This is a genomic window from Streptomyces sp. NPDC055140 (assembly GCF_053607285.1).
In genome coordinates, this window is the sequence record NZ_JBSGTG010000020.1 from 112,956 (window position 1) to 128,983 (window position 16,028).

General features: G+C 69.4%; 15 protein-coding genes and 1 pseudogene. 10 read left to right on the top strand and 6 right to left on the bottom strand.

Translation table 11 applies throughout. The features are described 5' to 3' along the window. The first annotated feature begins 23 nt into the window (after window positions 1-23). Together ACWFR4_RS32250 and ACWFR4_RS32255 are read left to right on the top strand one after the other, a co-directional pair. Window positions 24-1,181 (top strand): agmatine deiminase family protein, encoded by a 1,158-nt coding sequence (locus tag ACWFR4_RS32250; protein WP_453655680.1) that lies wholly within the window; start codon window positions 24-26, stop codon window positions 1,179-1,181. A gap of 174 nt (window positions 1,182-1,355) precedes the next feature. Further along, on the top strand, window positions 1,356-2,450 hold the full coding sequence (locus tag ACWFR4_RS32255; RefSeq protein ID WP_453655681.1) for a hypothetical protein: 1,095 nt from the start codon (window positions 1,356-1,358) through the stop codon (window positions 2,448-2,450). 34 nt (window positions 2,451-2,484) lie between these two features. Here ACWFR4_RS32255 and ACWFR4_RS32260 read toward each other — a convergent pair whose 3' ends face one another. Then, window positions 2,485-3,123, bottom strand: a complete 639-nt coding sequence (locus tag ACWFR4_RS32260) for a hypothetical protein (protein WP_453655682.1) — start codon at window positions 3,121-3,123, stop codon at window positions 2,485-2,487. Between the two features lie 140 nt (window positions 3,124-3,263). Further along, window positions 3,264-4,452: pseudogene (locus ACWFR4_RS32265) on the bottom strand (RNA-guided endonuclease InsQ/TnpB family protein); the annotation flags it as partial. Window positions 4,453-4,631: 179 nt separating this feature from the next. Here ACWFR4_RS32265 and ACWFR4_RS32270 point away from each other — a divergent pair. Continuing rightward, window positions 4,632-5,585, top strand: coding sequence for an endonuclease/exonuclease/phosphatase family protein (locus ACWFR4_RS32270; RefSeq protein WP_453655683.1), 954 nt, complete (start codon window positions 4,632-4,634; stop codon window positions 5,583-5,585). Window positions 5,586-5,625: 40 nt separating this feature from the next. On the opposite strand, the gene ACWFR4_RS32275 is transcribed toward ACWFR4_RS32270, so the two are convergent. Continuing rightward, window positions 5,626-5,922 (bottom strand): YciI family protein, encoded by a 297-nt coding sequence (locus ACWFR4_RS32275; RefSeq protein ID WP_453655684.1) that lies wholly within the window; start codon window positions 5,920-5,922, stop codon window positions 5,626-5,628. 217 nt (window positions 5,923-6,139) lie between these two features. Here ACWFR4_RS32275 and ACWFR4_RS32280 point away from each other — a divergent pair, with 217 nt between their 5' ends. Continuing rightward, the gene (locus tag ACWFR4_RS32280; RefSeq protein ID WP_453655685.1) at window positions 6,140-6,478 is read left to right on the top strand and encodes a hypothetical protein; all 339 of its coding nucleotides are present in this window, start codon (window positions 6,140-6,142) and stop codon (window positions 6,476-6,478) included. Window positions 6,479-6,753: 275 nt separating this feature from the next. Here ACWFR4_RS32280 and ACWFR4_RS32285 read toward each other — a convergent pair whose 3' ends face one another. Both ACWFR4_RS32285 and ACWFR4_RS32290 read right to left on the bottom strand, forming a co-directional pair. Further along, window positions 6,754-7,959 carry a cytochrome P450 family protein gene (locus ACWFR4_RS32285; RefSeq protein WP_453655686.1) on the bottom strand — a complete coding sequence of 402 codons (1,206 nt, stop codon included), beginning with the start codon at window positions 7,957-7,959 and terminating at the stop codon, window positions 6,754-6,756. A 5-nt stretch (window positions 7,960-7,964) separates the two neighbouring features. After that, the gene (locus ACWFR4_RS32290) at window positions 7,965-8,843 is read right to left on the bottom strand and encodes a patatin-like phospholipase family protein (protein WP_453655687.1); all 879 of its coding nucleotides are present in this window, start codon (window positions 8,841-8,843) and stop codon (window positions 7,965-7,967) included. Between the two features lie 99 nt (window positions 8,844-8,942). On the opposite strand from ACWFR4_RS32290, the gene ACWFR4_RS32295 reads away from it, so the two are divergent. Then, window positions 8,943-9,695, top strand: coding sequence for a TetR/AcrR family transcriptional regulator (locus tag ACWFR4_RS32295; protein ID WP_453655688.1), 753 nt, complete (start codon window positions 8,943-8,945; stop codon window positions 9,693-9,695). A gap of 274 nt (window positions 9,696-9,969) precedes the next feature. Beyond that, entirely contained in the window at window positions 9,970-10,785 is an 816-nt protein-coding gene (locus ACWFR4_RS32300) for an SAM-dependent methyltransferase (RefSeq protein WP_453655689.1), read from the top strand. Window positions 10,786-10,872: 87 nt separating this feature from the next. Here the strand turns inward: ACWFR4_RS32300 and ACWFR4_RS32305 are convergent, their stop codons facing one another. Continuing rightward, entirely contained in the window at window positions 10,873-11,094 is a 222-nt protein-coding gene (locus ACWFR4_RS32305; RefSeq protein ID WP_453655690.1) for a hypothetical protein, read from the bottom strand. Between the two features lie 30 nt (window positions 11,095-11,124). Between ACWFR4_RS32305 and ACWFR4_RS32310 the strand changes: the two genes are divergently transcribed. From ACWFR4_RS32310 to ACWFR4_RS32325, 4 genes are all read left to right on the top strand, one after another. Next, window positions 11,125-12,081 carry an RNA-guided endonuclease InsQ/TnpB family protein gene (locus ACWFR4_RS32310; protein WP_453655741.1) on the top strand — a complete coding sequence of 319 codons (957 nt, stop codon included), beginning with the start codon at window positions 11,125-11,127 and terminating at the stop codon, window positions 12,079-12,081. Window positions 12,082-12,374: 293 nt separating this feature from the next. Next, window positions 12,375-13,532: a D-alanyl-D-alanine carboxypeptidase family protein gene (locus ACWFR4_RS32315; RefSeq protein ID WP_453468642.1), complete on the top strand. Its 1,158-nt coding sequence runs from the start codon at window positions 12,375-12,377 to the stop codon at window positions 13,530-13,532. A 142-nt stretch (window positions 13,533-13,674) separates the two neighbouring features. Then, window positions 13,675-15,756 (top strand): SpoIIE family protein phosphatase, encoded by a 2,082-nt coding sequence (locus ACWFR4_RS32320; RefSeq protein ID WP_453655691.1) that lies wholly within the window; start codon window positions 13,675-13,677, stop codon window positions 15,754-15,756. Window positions 15,757-15,865: 109 nt separating this feature from the next. Next, the gene (locus ACWFR4_RS32325) at window positions 15,866-16,024 is read left to right on the top strand and encodes a hypothetical protein (RefSeq protein WP_453655692.1); all 159 of its coding nucleotides are present in this window, start codon (window positions 15,866-15,868) and stop codon (window positions 16,022-16,024) included. Window positions 16,025-16,028: the final 4 nt, after the last annotated feature.

Sequence of the window (16,028 nt, forward strand, 5' to 3'; positions counted from 1 at the left end):
ACACAACAGATCGGAGATCACAGATGAACGACCACCGCGCACCTCAGATCCCGTCCCACCGTCTTCTCAACAGAAGGAACTTCCTCGCCGCGACGGGGCTGGCGGCAGCCGGCGCCGCCTGGGCCGCGACCGGCGGCGGCAAGGCACTCGCCACCCCGGTTCCGGCCGCCGGCACTGGCTTCGCCGTGCCGCTCGACACCGTCCCGCACACCCGGACGTGGATGGCATGGCCCGACAGCACCGCCATCTGGGGCCGCAAGCTGGCCGGCGTCCAGGCGAACATCGCCCTCATCGCCAAGACGATCGCCAAGTACGAACCCGTCACCATGTGCGCCAACTCCGCCGGCGTCTCGCAGGCCCGGAGCGCCTGCGGATCGGCCGTCACCGTGATCGGTTCCATCCCGGTCGACGACTGCTGGATGCGTGACAGCGGGCCGGTCTTCCGCACCGACGGGGCCGGCGGCCTCGACGCCGTGGACCTGAACTTCAACGGCTGGGGCAACAAGCAGACCCACGCGAAGGACTCCCTGGTCGCCGAGCGGATCGCGGCCGAGGTCGGGGTGCGGCTCACCACCGCCGACTTCGTCGGCGAGGGCGGCGCGGTGGAGACGGACGGCAACGGCACGCTCATGGCCACCAAGAGCAGCCTCGTCAACAAGAACCGCAACCCGGGCATGACAACCACGCAGATCGAGGCCGCGATGTGCGACGCCTTCGGGGCATCGAAGGTGATCTGGTTCAACGGCGTGACCGGGCGGGACATCACCGACGACCACGTCGACGCCACCTCCCGCTTCCTCGCCGCCGGTGACGGCCTCGTCCAGATGCCCCTGGCCACCGACACCGACGCCTGGTCGAAGGACGCCCGCCAGCAGTACCAGATCCTTTCCACGTCCACCGACGCCGACGGCACCCCGATGGCGGTCACCAAGATCCAAGGCCCGGACTACTCCCGCATCCGGTCGAGTGACGTCAACTTCGTCGCCGCGTACGCCAATTACTACGTGTGCAACGGTGCGGTGATCTCGGCCCAGTTCGGTGACACCCGCGCGGACGCCGGGGCCAAGGCGGCACTCCAGCGGCTGTTCCCGGGCCGCACCGTCGAGCAGCTCAACATCGACAGCCTCGGAGCGGGCGGGGGCGGCATCCACTGCGTCACCCAGCAGCAGCCCCGCCCGTAGCGACCGGGTACCGGTGCCGGGCTACGGCTCGGCACCGGTACGTCGAGGCACCCCGCCCACGTGCACACGGTTTAAGATCAGCGACGCCGAGGCGGCAACCATGCCCTCGGCCGACTCGACGCAGTGAAGGTGGAGCACCGCGTCAAGTGCCGTGGAAGGGGCGGGGAGCAGATCGTGAGCAAGGGTGAGGCGTCCATATCGGACGAGGAGTGGGAGCGATTCCAGAGGGAGGCCGAGGCCGGAACTCAGGGTGCGCCCGAGGAACCGTCGGCCCGGGCCCGGATGGTGACGCGACGGCTACGGGAGGAGACCCGCCGGCCCGAGGGGTGGCGGACTCACCAGCCGGCCCGGCAGCGGCGCGGCAAGGGCTGGTACGTGGTCGCTCTGCTCCTCGCCGCGGGCATGCTGTTCGTGGCGCTGGATCCCGGGCGCGCGACCGATTGGTTCGGCGGTGGAGGCGGCGACAACCCGCTCGCCGCGGAGTCGGAACGTCCCGACCAGCCGCCCGCGACGGAGTCGGCGGCCCAACAACCCACCCTTCAGCAGCCGTTCAGGGGATCACCGGCGGCGCAATGGGGTGACGGAACGGCGGGGATCACCGTCCCCGAGGCCCGGGCGACCGGCTGGATGAGCGAGGCGCAGGTCTCGCAGGCGCTCGACAGCTCCCGGGACTTTCTCGCCGCGTCCAATCTGGATTCCGGTGTGCTGCTCGGACAGCAGCCCGAGAAGGCGATCGCGTTGATCAATCCGAAGCAGAAGGACGTCCAGGACTACCTGGCGACCGCGTTCCGCGCACCGAGCAAGGACTCCGATCCTCTGATGCTGTTCAGCCGCTTCGCGACGGAGAAGGTCCGTCTCGTCGGGGACGTGGTCAAAACGCGCGGGCGGATCACGTACCGGGAGGGCAAGCGCGGTGCGGTCGAGGTGACCACCGACGTCACGTACGTCTACCCGGTCGCGCACGCCACGGAGGAAAGGGACGAGGTCGCGCGCACGATCGTGCGCCGCGAGGTGGTGATGAGCTGGGACGACCCGGCGAAGGTGATCACCGAGCCGGGGACGTTCTCCCTCGTCTCGTACACGTCGGACACCGCCAACGGCGGCTGTGACAACGACACCGGTTTCTACGTCCCGGAGTTCCGCTCCGCGCGCACGACAACCGGCCCGGGAGCCGACCGCGAGGTCGACCCGTACGACCGGAGCACCTCGATGGACGCGCGCATGCAGGGCGCCGACGACACGGAGTGCGGAACCGCGACACGGTCGTGAGCGGCGCGGGGACGCGAGCGAGTCGGCGCGAGGACTACTCGCTCCGCGTCCCGTACCAGCGCCACTCGGTGAGCCGTGGGCGATCGGGCGGTGCGGTGCGCCCGGTTGCCCACAACAGGTTGTCCCAGGCGTCGCCGCAGATGGTGACGTGAGGAAAGAGCTTCCGCAGGACGCGCTCGCACACCTCCCTCGGCGGCGACCACTGTCGGTTCAGTCCCTGAGTGATGTCGTGGGTGTGCACGAGAGTCTCGACCACGGCCATCGCCGCAAAGCCTTCCGGGTCCGAGGGCCCGAAGACGTGGTAGGAAACGGTGGTCGACGGGGCCGTGCGCAGGACGGACGCCATCAGGCCACCGCACGCCTCCAGGACGATGAGGAGGCCGTCGGGGCCCGCGGCCCGGTCGACGAAGATGACGTTCGCCGGCCCACCACTTCGGTCACTGCTCGTCCGGAACGGCAGCAGCGTGTCCGTCGGCGGCTTCGCGAGCCCGAACCTCGCCGCGTAGGTGAACAGGTCGTCGGCCAGGTGCTCCAGCGTCTCCCAGCAGGTCCACTCGAGCGTTCCCGCCTTGGCCTCCCATGCCTGTGGATCGGCACCTTTCAGGACGTCGACGGCGAGAGTGACGACCCGGCGCACGTCCTCGCCGTCGACGGTGGTGTCTGCGCTGTCCATGCACAAGATCGTAACAACGAGCGGATGGGGAACCTGATCCGTCCGACGGCTCGTCCTGAGAGGCGATGCCGAGCAGATGGGAAGCCGTGTTGAAACCTCCCCCAGCTAAGGGGGATTCCTAGCTCACGTGGCCTGATCCCCGGCGGGGATACAGGTCTTACACGATCAGCACTAGCCGGGACAGAGACCAGCCCGGACGAGCATCACACGGGCTGAGTTTTTGTCCCGAGGTCGGGACACCCCGCACGTGGTGCACGTATACGTTCGTTCTGAGAGAGGCAGCGCGTGCTTGGTTCTCGCTCCGCAGTCTGCGCAGTCCATCGTGGTGTGCGCCGGGTGCACCAGGTGCACGGACCGGCCGTGCTTACGGCCCATCTCCACCAGGGCTGTCTTGGTCGCGCCGATCGCCGCGTCAGCGGCCTTCTTCGCCATGGTGGACTTCGCGAGGAACTTCGGCCGGAAGTCCTCCACGGCCAGGGCGTCATGGTCGCGGACGACCTTCTTGGCCCACTTGCGGGCGGTGTCCTGACGCTGCCGGGCCACCTTCTTGTGCAGCTTCGCCGTCTGCCGCTTCGCCTCGCGGTAGCCCTTCGATCCGGCGCATCCACGCTTCGGCTTGCGCCGGGACATCATCCGCTGATAGTGCGCCAAGCGCTGGGCGGCGTTCTTCCCGTGCTGCGGGTGAGCAAGGTCGTGGTCGTCGCTGGTGGTGGTCGCAATCTCCTTCACACCCCAGTCGATCCCGATCACCCGGCCGGTTCCCGGCAGTGTCTCGGTCATGCCCGGGACGACGAAAGACGCGTACCAAGTTTCGGTGCTGTCGCGGTAGACGCGGACGCTGGAGGGTGGCCTGGAAAGGGCACGCGACCACACGACCGTCACGGCAATACCGCCTGCCAGGTGCAGGCGGCCGTCCTTGAGCCGAAAACCCCTCTGGGTGTAGTTCAGCGACAAGTCGTCCTGGTGCTTCTTCTTGTACTTGGGCATCCCGGCCCGCTGCCGCATCGGCAAGGCGGCCTTGATGTCCTTCAGCGCCTTCGCCCGCGACTTCGCGAAATCGCGTATCACCTGCTGCTGAGGAACACTGGAGCCTTCGCGCAGCCAGCCCATACAGGCACGCGCCTCGGTCAGCATCTTGTCCAGCCGGGCCGGACCGCACTTCTCGTTCGCGGCGTGCGCCCTCTTCGAGCGGGCGCAGCACTCATTCCACAGCCACCGGCACCGCGCCCATTCCGCTTCGAGGGCGGCAGCTGCGGTGGGCGACACGCGAAGACGGAAGGTGTAACGGGCATGCCCGGCACCTGCCGTCTCCTGCGCCGCGATCGTCATGAACAACAACCTATCCGGGAGGACTGACAGTTGAGAGCACTGATCCAACGGGGGCTGCCTCACCACCACGACGGGAACACGCCGATCCACCCTGCCGGCGAATCAGCTTCCCCTGCCCCGCTCCGCAGGAGTCCGACTCCTCCCCGGCCCGAAGGCCGGAGCGTCCTCGGAGGAATCCGGTGAAGTGGGATCGGTCGCCCTGGGCACGGGGGCGCGTGCTCGCCGGGCTCGCCGCCGTGACGGCAGGACTGGAGGCCTTCCACCGGGCCGTGCCCAACTCCGTGGGGCACCTGGGCAGTTTGCTGGAGCAGTTCCTGCCGTGGCTCGGCCTGGTGGTCGTGGTGCTGCTCGTCCTGGCGCTGCTGCGCCGTTCGGCCATCGCACTGGTGACCCTGCTCCTGCCCGTGGCGGCATGGACGTACCTCTGCGGCGGGCTGCTGTTGCCGGGGGCGACACCCGGCGCACACGACCTGGTCGTGGTGCAGCACAACGTCAGTGACGAGAACGCCGACCCGGCGGGTACCGCGCGCTCCCTCGCAGACGCCGGGCCCGATCTCATCGCGCTGGAGGAACTGGTCCCGGCGGCGCTGCCGGTCTACGAGAAGACGCTCGCCCCGCAGTACCCGTACCACGCGGTCCGGGGCACGGTCGGACTCTGGTCGAAGCATCCGCTGACCGACTCCCGGAGGGTGGACATCAAACCCCGGGGGATTACGGAGAGTTGGGAACGTGGGCTGCGAGCGGTGGCCCATACTCCGCACGGCGAGATCGCGGTGTACGTCGCGCACCTGCCCTCGGTCCGCGTCGGAGCGAGCGGTCTCGGATCCGCGTGGCGCGACGAGAGCGCGGGCATGTTGGGCCGGGTTGTCGCCGCCGAGAAGCTGAGGCCGGTGATCCTCATGGGTGACCTCAACAGCACGGCCGACGACCGCGGGTTGGCCCCGCTGACCTCACGCATGAACACGGCGCAACGAGGCTTCGCGTTCAGTTTCCCCGCCACGTTCCCGGTGGTCCGGATCGACCAGGTGATGGCCCGCTCGGCGACCGTGACCCATATCCGTACGCTGCCCGAGACCGGCAGCGACCACTTGCCCGTCGTTGCCCGGATCGCGCTGGGCCGGCCGGTGGAGTGATGCGGCCGTCACCGCAGGTCGGTGGCGGCCGCACACGGCGTCAGGACAGCTGGTCGGCGAGCGGTCCGAGCACCGGGATCCACTCCCGGACCGAGACGTCACTGACGAGCCCGTTCAGGCGGAACGGATCCTTCTCCGTGGCAGCCAGCGCCGACTCCTTGTCGGCGGCGCGGAACAAGAGCAGCGCGCCGGGCGCCTCCGCCTCGGCGAAGGGACCCGAGACGAGGTTGATCCCCTGCTCGATGAGCACACCGAGGAACTCCCGGTGAGCGGAGCGAACGGCATCGCGGGCCGCGGAGTCATCCGTGTAGGTGTAGGTCACGGCGTAGATAGGCATCGTGGTGTCTTCTCCTGTCAGTCCGAATCCGCGGTAGGCCCGAGGTATGTCTGAGTCTGCGGCAGGTCGGGGCGATCGCTGTGCGATTATGCTGCCCGGCTTGTCGAAAAGATCAGTACCGCCGTCTGTGCAGTCTGCCTTCAGGGCATGCCACGCCGGTGGGACGGCTTGGGGGATTGCGGTGCGGGGACGGCAGGGCGGATCTCATTTTGGACGGATGGCGGCAGTAGCCGGGGCGGTGGCGTTCTGCTTGGGCCTGACCACCGGGTGCTCGTTCGGCGACAGCTCCGACCCCAAGAGGGCTGCGGCCCAACAGGAGCGGTTCTGCGCCCAGTTCGGCCAGTGGCAGCAGGATGTCGACACCCCTGACGCCGACTCCGTCGCAGGTCAGATGGTGATCGACGCGGCGAAGGTACTGGACCGGGAGCACCTGGACACGGGCGGCAGTCACATCCTGCGTGACACCGAGGCGGCCGTTGTGTACCGCATGCACGACAGCGGAGCCAGGGTGGCCGCCTACTGCGACCGGGCTGGTTTCGAAACGCTGGTCGGCTGACTCGAGAGCACTGACACACTGACCACCCCGGAGGGGCGCCTCCTCCGACCGGGTCACACGAGACCCTCCCGGAAGCCCTGCCGCCACGACGGATAGCGCGGCTCCCAGCCGAGCTCCCGCTTGGCCTTGGCATTGGGCGGTGCAGCCGGCCTGCGAGCGCGCGGCGTTCGCGCGAGGTGAATGCAGCAGCACCCGCTCTGGACGGACAGGGCGGATTGATCGTGACTCGATACGCGCCCCGGTGACGTGCGGGCAACGTTGGTGTCCTTGGTGGTTCAGCCCACCTGCAGGGGAAGTGCGGTCAGGCCTCTGAGCAGGGTGCTGGTGCGCCACGTAAGGGTGGTGGGGTCCGTGGCGAACTCGAGGGTGGGGCGGTCGTGGAGGAGCAGGCGGAGGGCGATGGCGGCTTCGGCGCGGGCCAGGGGCGCGCCCAGGCAGTGGTGGAGGCCGTGACCGAAGCCGAGGTGACTGTTGGGCGCGCGGCGTATGTCGAACCGGTCCGGGTCGGGGAAGTGCAGTGGGTCCCGGGAGGCGGCGGCGAGGGAGATGAGTACGGCGTCGCCCTCAGGGACGTGCGTTCCGGCGATGTCGAGCGGTTCGGCGGCGAAGCGGAACGCGCTTGCGTGTACGGGGGAGTTGTAGCGCAGCGATTCCTCGACGGCCGCGCCGGCCAGCTCAGGCTCGGCCCTGAGGAGGTCGAGTTGGTCGGGGTGGGTGAGCAGGGCGTGGAGTGTGCCGGAGATGAGGTTGACGGTGGTTTCGTGGCCCGCGACGAGGAGGAGGAAGGCCATGCCGAGGAGTTCGTCGCGGGTCAGAGGAGCGTCGTCGGTCGCGGTGTCGGCGGTGGCGAGAATGCCGAGCAGGGCGGGGTCCGGTGTGCGGCGTTTGTGTTCGATCAACTCGGCGAGATAGGTGGTCAGTTCGGTGGCCGCCGAGGTCGCGCGCTCTGGGTTCTCCGGCATGACCAGCGCGTTGGACCAGGTGTGGAAAGCAGCTCGGTCGGATGCGGGGATGCCCAGGAGTTCACAGATCACGGTGACCGGCAGGGGCAGCGCGTAGGCACTGACCAGGTCGACGGTCCCATGCTGCGGGAGTTCGGCGAGCAGGTCGGTGGCGAGGGCTTCGATCCGCGGACGGAGGGCGGTGATGCGCCCCGGGGTGAAGTGGCCTGCGACCAGGCGGCGGAGGCGGGTGTGCTGGGGCGGGTCGGTCTGGAGCATGTTGCGTCCGATGGCGTGTCCGCCGTCGTCACGCCAGGAGGAGGACTGCCGGATGTCATTGCGCAGGCGCGGATCGGTCAACGCGGCGCGCGCCGCGTCACGTGTGACGACCAGCCACGCTTCCCCGCTCTCGGGGACGAGGACGCGGTGCACGGGACCCTTGGCCCGTAGGGCCGTGTACACGGGGTAGGGGTCCGCGGCCACGTCGTGCCCGTCAGGGGCCAGGTCGGTGAGGGTGGGTGGCTGAGGGCGCTTTCCCATCTCCGTCACACCTTCCAGAGACGGGACACCGCGTCTGCGAGCGCCGTGGCCTGGGCATGGCCGGCGCGTGCGGCGCCGGGCCTGGGCGTGTCCGCGGCCATGTTGCGTCCCATGGCGCGGCGGGCGGTACGGTCCGGGGACACCAGCAGGATGTCGGCCCCCGCGGCCGCGAGTTCGGCCACCTGCCGCTGGGCGCTCGGGTGCGGGCCCGGCGCGGAGGTCAACGGAGCAATGGCCAGAACGCGGCGGTAGCCACGGGCGAGATGAATGTTGGCGGTGGCGCGGCTGCCGCCGTCGATCCAGCGACGCCCGGCCGCCGACGCCGGAGGCCAGACAATGGGGACGGCACAACTGGCCGCGACCGCCTCCGCGAGGGTGACCTGTCCGGCGGCATCGAACGCCTCCAGGGATCCGGTGTGCGCGTCGATCGCCGTGATCCGCAGATCGGTGTTCCCGGGCCAGGCGGTGGCGTCCCGCAGCAGAGTGGCGATGGTGTGACGGACGTCGGACTCGGCTGCTGTGCGAGCGGCAAGGGCGGCTCGTCCCAGCCGTTGCACGGACCGCTGCGAGTCAGGGGAGCCGAGTGCCGCCCAGAGAAAACGCAGAGTCTGGGTGGCGGTGACCGGCAGGTCGATGCGATCCGCTCGGGCAAGCTGCCGCTCGTACAACTCGCGAGCGGATTCGCCGCAGGCCAAACGGGCACCGAAGATCGCGCCTGCCGACGTGCCGATGACCACGTCGGCACTCAGGGGATCGATCCCCGCGTCGGCGAGACCGGCCAGCACTCCCGCCATCCAGGCCCCGCCCACGGGCCCGCCACCGCCCAACACCAGCGCCGTGCCGCCCCTGTCACCCTTGTCGCCGATCTCGCTCTTGTCGCTCATGTCGCAACCCCTCGAAACCATAAACGGGGAGCACTCCCCACTTCTCATGTCGACGTTAGCATCAGTACTGGGGAGCACTCCCCGGTATCGTGAAGGGCGATGAAGATGGCAGACAGCACGGACCGCCCGGACGGAACCGCGGACACCGGCAGCGGCAGCGGCAGCGGCAGCGGCAGCGGTAAAACTGGCGGCGGCAAGGACGGTTCGGGCGCCGGCACACCCGCCCGCCGCCGAGACGCACGGCGCAACAGGGACCTGCTGATCGAAGCCGCCCACGAGGTGTTCACCGAACTGGGCCTCAACGCGCCGCTGGACGTGATCGCCCGCCGCGCCGGCGTGGGAAACGCCACCCTGTACCGGCACTTCCCCCACCGCGCCGCACTCGTCGACGCGGTCTTCCGCGACCAGCTGACCGGCACGATGGACGCCGGCGACCGCGCCCGGGACATCGACGACGCCTGGACCGGGCTGACCGGCTACCTCCAGGCCGTCTTCACCGTCCTGGCCACCGACCGCGGGACGAACGACCTCATGACCACCCACCTCGAGGGCGTCGAGTCACTGGAGGCCGTACACGCCCACAACCACCGCACCGTGGAACTCCTCCTCGAACGCGGTCGCCACCAGGGCACCATCCGCCCCGACGTCACCACCGAGGACGTGCTCTTCGCCCTGGCCGCACTCGGCCGCGCGGTCCCCGCGCTCACCACGGCGACCACCCCCGACGCCTGGCGCCGACCCCTCGCACTCCTCTGCGACAGCCTCCGCGCCGCACCGACGTCGCCCCCGCTCCCCTCCCCCGCACTCACGCCCGAGCAACTCAACGACACGTTGCACCACTTCAACCGCTGACGGCCGAAGGCGTCCGCCACGACCGCCCGCGAAGGCGCTCCGCGTCCGCCGCCATAAGTCCCCCAGAAGCCCCAAAGGTGGCCGCGTGTCCGACGACTGCGAAAGCCATCAACTCCGCGAAGGGCACGCCGCGCCCACGCCCGACTGCGACGCCACGACGGTTCGAGCACCAGTTCCGTCCGATCACGTGAACTGGTGTGCGTACCGGGTTTGTTGGGACGTAGGTTATGCGGTGGAAACAGTTCACGCCTCGGTTGGAAGACGGACGGTAACCATGACGGACCACGCGACGACGCCCGGAGCTACGGCTCACCAGAAGATCGACACGTCGGTTCCGCACTCGGCCCGGATCTGGAACTACTGGCTGGGCGGTAAGGACAACTACCCCGTCGACGAGGAGGCGGGTGACGCGTACAGCGCACTGTTCCCCGGCATCTCCACCATCGCCCGCAGCAGCCGCGCCTTCCTCCGCCGCAACATCTCGTACCTGGTCACCCAGGCCGGCATCCGCCAGTTCCTCGACGTCGGCACCGGTTTGCCGACCGGGGACAACACCCACGAGGTCGCCCAGCGGATCGCCCCCGAGACCAAGATCGTGTACGTCGACCACGACCCGATGGTCCTCGCGCACGCCCGCGCGCTGCTCACCTCGACCCCCGAGGGTGCGACCGCCTACGTCGACGCGAACCTGGCCGACCCCGACCGCATCCTCGCGGCGGCCGCCGAGACGCTGGACTTCACCCGCCCCACGGCCCTGATCCTCAGCAACATCCTGGGCCACATGGGCGACTACGAGCAGGCGCGGACCATCGTCAAGCGGCTGATGGACGCACTGCCGTCGGGCAGCTACCTCTCCATCAACGACGGGTCGCGCGGCATCGACGCCGGCTTCGAACAGGCCCAGGACGGCTACAACAGCTCGGGCGCCGTCCCCTACTTCCTGCGCCCGGTCGACGAGATCACGGCGTTCTTCGACGGCCTCGAACTCCTGGAACCCGGCGTGGTCTCGGTGCCGTTCTGGCGCCCGGAATCCGACTCCCCGGCACCGCAGCTCATCGCCGAGCACGGCGGCCTGGCCCGCAAGCCGTGATGAGTAACTCCCCTTCCATGAAAGAGAGTTACTGACCAAGCACTTCCGGAAGCCGAGGCCGGCCGCCGTCGCCGGGGGCGGATCGGGCTACGCGTCCGGATCGTCGTTCCGCCACCACGGGCCGATTCCTAGTCTGCGCCGGCCGGAGTCCGTCAGCTCCGCATCGTCGGCGGAGGACGGCTCGGGGCCGACAGGCTGCGGGGCAGCACCTGCTCGCTCCGCGGCCGTGCGGCCTCGTGCGGCGCGCGCGGGCTCAGTGGCCTCGTCGAGGCTCGGTCCGGTGCCCAAGGGGCGGCGGGATTGGCTCACGCGGCAAAGTCTCGCAGGTCACCACGGCAGATTGCACCACGCACAGCGCCTCGTCACCTCCTTCTTCAGGCGAAGGCGCACAAGGACATCCGAGAACAGCTGCCCATGCACCGCCGGGCCGGGATGCCGGGGTGGAGGAAGAAGCGCGAGGCCGCGGCGAGCCTGAACTACACGAAGCGCGGGTTCCGGCTGAAGAACGGCCGTCTGCATCTGGCCGGGGACCTCGTCGTGACGCCTGTGTGGTCGAGGGACCTGCCCGCCGAACCCTCCTCGGTGCGCGTGTATCAGGACACGGTGGGGCACTGGTACTGCTCGTTCGTGGTCCCTGCCGATGTGCGGCCGCTGCCGGCGACCGGCCGGGTGATCGGTGTCGACTGGGGCGTGAAGGAGACCGCGACCACCACGTCCGACTCCCATGATCTCCCGCATGCCCAGCACGGGAAGAAGGCTCAGGGCAGACTGTCGCGGTATGACCGGATGATGGCCCGCCGCAAGCCGAAGAAGAGGAAGGCCGGATCGAAGGGCTACCGGCAGGCGAAGAAGTGGCGGGCGAAGACCTACGCGAAGATCGCCCGGCAGAGACAGGACACCGCCCGCAAATGGGCCAAGCGCATGGTCCGCGACCACGACGCCATCGCGGTGGAAGACTTCCGGCCCAAGTTCCTCGCGAAGTCGACAATGGCCCGCAAGGCCGCCGACGCGGCGATCGGCGCCACCAAACGGGCCCTGACCGAGATGGCCCGCAAGCACGGCCCAATCGTGCACCTGGTCCACCCGGCCCACACCACCATGGACTGCGCGCACTGCGGAGCGAGAGCCAAACACGCACTGCCACTGTCGGAACGAACATATACCTGCACCGCATGCAAAACCGTCTCCCCCAGAGACAAAAACTCCGCCCGCGTGATGCTCGTCCGGGCTGGTCTCAACCCGGCTGATGCCGACGGCGTAAGACCCCCAGGAGCGCTGCTCCCAGAGGCCGCCTGAGTCAGGAATCCCCCTCATCCATGAGGGGAGGATTCAAAACGCCCTCACGACAGCGCTGTCAAGGCGCATCAGATCCCGTACCGCGTACTCGAAGTGACGATGGTGCAGGGAGTGCAGCCGAGGCAGCGCATACCGGTGACCCTGACTGTGTACGCGCCTGACGGACCGCCCTTGCACCCACCGCAACCACCAGGTGAGGCGAGAATCTCGCAATGTGACGTGGAGTCATCCGGCCCCCGCCGAATGGCGTAGGTGCGATGGCAGGGGGATGGCAACGATTCTAAGTTGCCGTCATGGCGCGATTCGTAGGCTTTTACCCCTGTATTACCAAGTCAGTTGTCGCCTCCTTCGCCGGTGCGGCGATCGCGGTCGGCCCGGTCGGCGGCGTCGCGGCCGCGGTGCCCCGCTCCGACGATGTGAGCAGTCAGATCCAGACCGCGCCGGGGACGCCGGACGCACCGGAGGTGTCCGCCCTGTCCTGGACGGTCACCGACGTCGGCACCGGCAATCTGCTGGCCGCCAAGGCGCCGCACCTTCGCCTGGCGCCGGCCAGCACCCTCAAGACGCTGTTCGCGGTGGCTCTGTTGCCGCAGTTGCCCGCCGCCACAGAACACACGGCCGTCACCGCCGACATCAACGACGTAGCTCCCGGCAGCAGTCTCGTCGGCGTGCACGAAGGCACCAACTACACCGTCGGCGACCTGTGGCGCGGTGTCTTCCTCAGCTCCGGCAACGACGCGGTGCACACGCTCGCCAGACTGAACGGCGGAATGGATCTCACGCTCGCGCGGATGCAGGCCACCGCGAACCGGCTCGGCGCGCACGACACCTCGGTGCGCTCCGCCGACGGATACGACACTCCAGGGCAGTACTCATCCGCGTACGACCTGTCGCTGTTCGCGAAGGCCGGGTTGCAAAACCCGGACTTCCGTCGCTACTGCGGAACGAAGTCGGCCCAGTTCCCGGCCGCGGGCGGCCCCGACTCCTTCGGCATCCAGAACACCAACCGCCTCCTGGTCGGATCCCACGGCGTGGAGCCCTATCCGGGGCTGATCGGCGTGAAGAACGGATACACGTCCGAGGCCGGCAACACCCTCGTCGCCGCCGCGACCCGGCAAAACCGCACGATCCTGATCACCATCATGAATCCGCAGGACAAATCGGCAGCCAACGCCGTCTACGAAGAGAGCCGCGAACTCCTGGACTGGGGCTTCGACGCCGCTCCACAGGCCGTGGCGGCAGGGCAGCAGCGAGGGTCGGCATCGCACGCCGCGCCACGTCGCCCCGAGGCGGCCCACCACGGTGCTGTCGCCGCGCAGGCTTCCACGTCCGGGCACGCGTGGTCCGGCCTCACCCGCCATCTGGAAGCGGCCATTGCCCTTCTCGGTCTTGTCTGTGTGCCCTTCGTCCTCAAGGCTGTCCGGCGCAGGCGCAGCCGCCCCACCAAGTGACGGTCCGCGCGCGCACCGGGGCCCGGCGCCTGACAGGCGACCCTCCGCGATTCCGCGCAGAATGAGGAGGTGGGGCCACGCCCGGTGCAGCCGGGAACCGGCGCGCCCACGGTTACCGAGGGCGTACGGGCCAGGAGGTTTCATGGATCGCCCCTTCGAACCGAGCGGCGTGCCCGATACACAGAGTGATCCGGAGGCCGCCGCCCATGTCGCCCTGGCGGTCAACGGCATGGGCACCTTCTCGTGGGACGTGGACGCGGGACTGATGCACTACGACGACGGGGGCCTGGCCGTCATGGGGTTCCGGCCCGGTGAGTTCGACGGCCGCATGGCCACCCTCCGTGAGCGAATAGTGCCCAGTGAGGTGCCGGCCATCGACGATCTGGTGGACAGGGCGCTGCGGGAGCGCTCCGGATTCAGCCTCTACTTCCGTGTGCGGCACCCCGACGGGCGACTGCAATGGACACACACGCAAGGTCACATCGTCCGGGACGAGCACAACCGTCCGGTGCGGGTCATCGGGATCATCCGGGACGCGAGCCAGGAACTGCGGGCGGTGGACCAGACCGAGCTGCTGCGGCAGGCCCGGGAGGAGCGCCACCGTCCGTCCGACGTCGTCGTCCACGTCAGCGACGCCCTCGTGCCGACCGTGACCGTGGAGGACGTCGCGGAGGCCCTCACCGACTCGCGGCTGATGGAGCGGATCGGCGCCTCCAGTGTCCTCCTCGGCCTGATCGACAACGGCCGCATGGAGCTGGTGGGCTCCAACGGCGTCCACGAGGGCCTCATCCAGGACTTTCACCTGGCACGTCTGAGTGAGCCGCTGCCGCTGACGGAGGCGGCTCGCACCCGCGAGGCGGTGTTCGTGACGAACAGGCTGGACTTCATCGCCCGCTTTCCGGCGCTGACGCCGTACCTGTCACAGTTCCCGGACGCCGCGGCAGCGGTGTATCTGCCGCTGATCGCGCAGGACACCCCGATCGGTGCCGTCGGGCTCACGTACGAGGGGCGGGCCAGCTTCCCGCCGGACGAGCGGACCGTGCTGACGGCGCTCGGCAAGGTCATCGCGCAGTCGCTCCAGCGGGCGCTGCTCTACGACCAGGAGCACGAGCTCGCCGCGGGGCTTCAGACGGCGATGCTTCCCGGGATCCTGCCGCACCTGCCCGGTGTGCACCTCGCGACCCGTTACCGGCCCACGCGGGCCCGGGGCGGCATCGGTGGCGACTGGTACGACGCGCTGACGCTGCCCGACGGCCGGATCGCCGTCGTCGTCGGCGACGTGCAGGGTCACGATGTGACGGCCGCCGCCGTGATGGGGCAGTTGCGCATCGCTCTGCGCGCGTACGCCGCCGAGGGGCATCCGCCGTCCACGGCCATGGCGCGCGCGTCCGCCTTCCTCGCCGAACTCGACACCGACCGGTTCGCCACCTGTCTCATGGCCCTGGTCGATCCGCTCACGGGGATGACCTCGGTGGTGCGCGCGGGCCATCCGGAGCCCGTGCTGCGCAGCCCGGACGGAAACTGTGCCTGGCTCGACACCCCCGGTGGCCTCCCCCTCGGTCTCAACACGCCGGGTGGCCAGCCCGCGTACCCGGTATTCGAGACCATGGTGGAACCCGGCTCGACTCTGGTGCTGTGCACGGACGGGCTCATCGAGTCGCGCGCCGAGGACATCGACCAGGGGCGTGAGCGGCTCCTCGACGCGATGCGCGCCGGGCCGGGACCGCCCGACGCCCTCGCCGACCATCTGCTGGACACCATGGCCACCTACACCGGCGAGGAGGACGACGTGGCTCTCCTAGTGCTGCAACGGTCCCGGGGGAAGGCGACCCCGGCACCGCGCATGGAGGCCGTCATCTCCCCCAGCGATCCCGACGCCCTGCGCAACGCGCGGATCGCGTTGCGCAGGGCGCTGCACAGCTGGTCGCTGGAGGCCCTCAGCGACACGGCGGAACTCCTCGCCTGCGAACTCGCCACCAACGCCCTGGTGCACACCGACGGCAGCGCCACGCTGACGGCCAGACCGGTACGGCACAGTGGCCGGGGCCTGCGTCTGGCCGTCAGCGACACGTCGACGGCGTCGCCCCGGCGCCGGGCCGCCCCGGAAAGGGCCACCTCCGGCCGCGGCATGATGCTCGTCGAGGAGCTCGCCACCGCCTGGGGCATCGAACCCCGCGGCAACGGCAAGACAGTGTGGTGCGAGCTGTCCCTCGACCTGGTCTAGCCACGGACCTTACGAGCTTTCTCCCATGCTCAACTCCGGTGTGGGGCGGCTGAATCCACGGGTGAGCCAGAGCAGGTGGGCACCTCCCACGGCGAGCCGGCACAGTCCGTTGGCGTGGACGCGGGTCTACGCGCATCTGCCCGCCGATGAGTACCCGGCCACCCGGGCCCACATCGACCAGCTCAGGTCCGTCAGTCAGAAGGCCCTCTACGACACTGCGGTGGAAGCGGTCGTCGCCGCGATCGAGCGGGCCGCCGACGGCAGTTGACGCA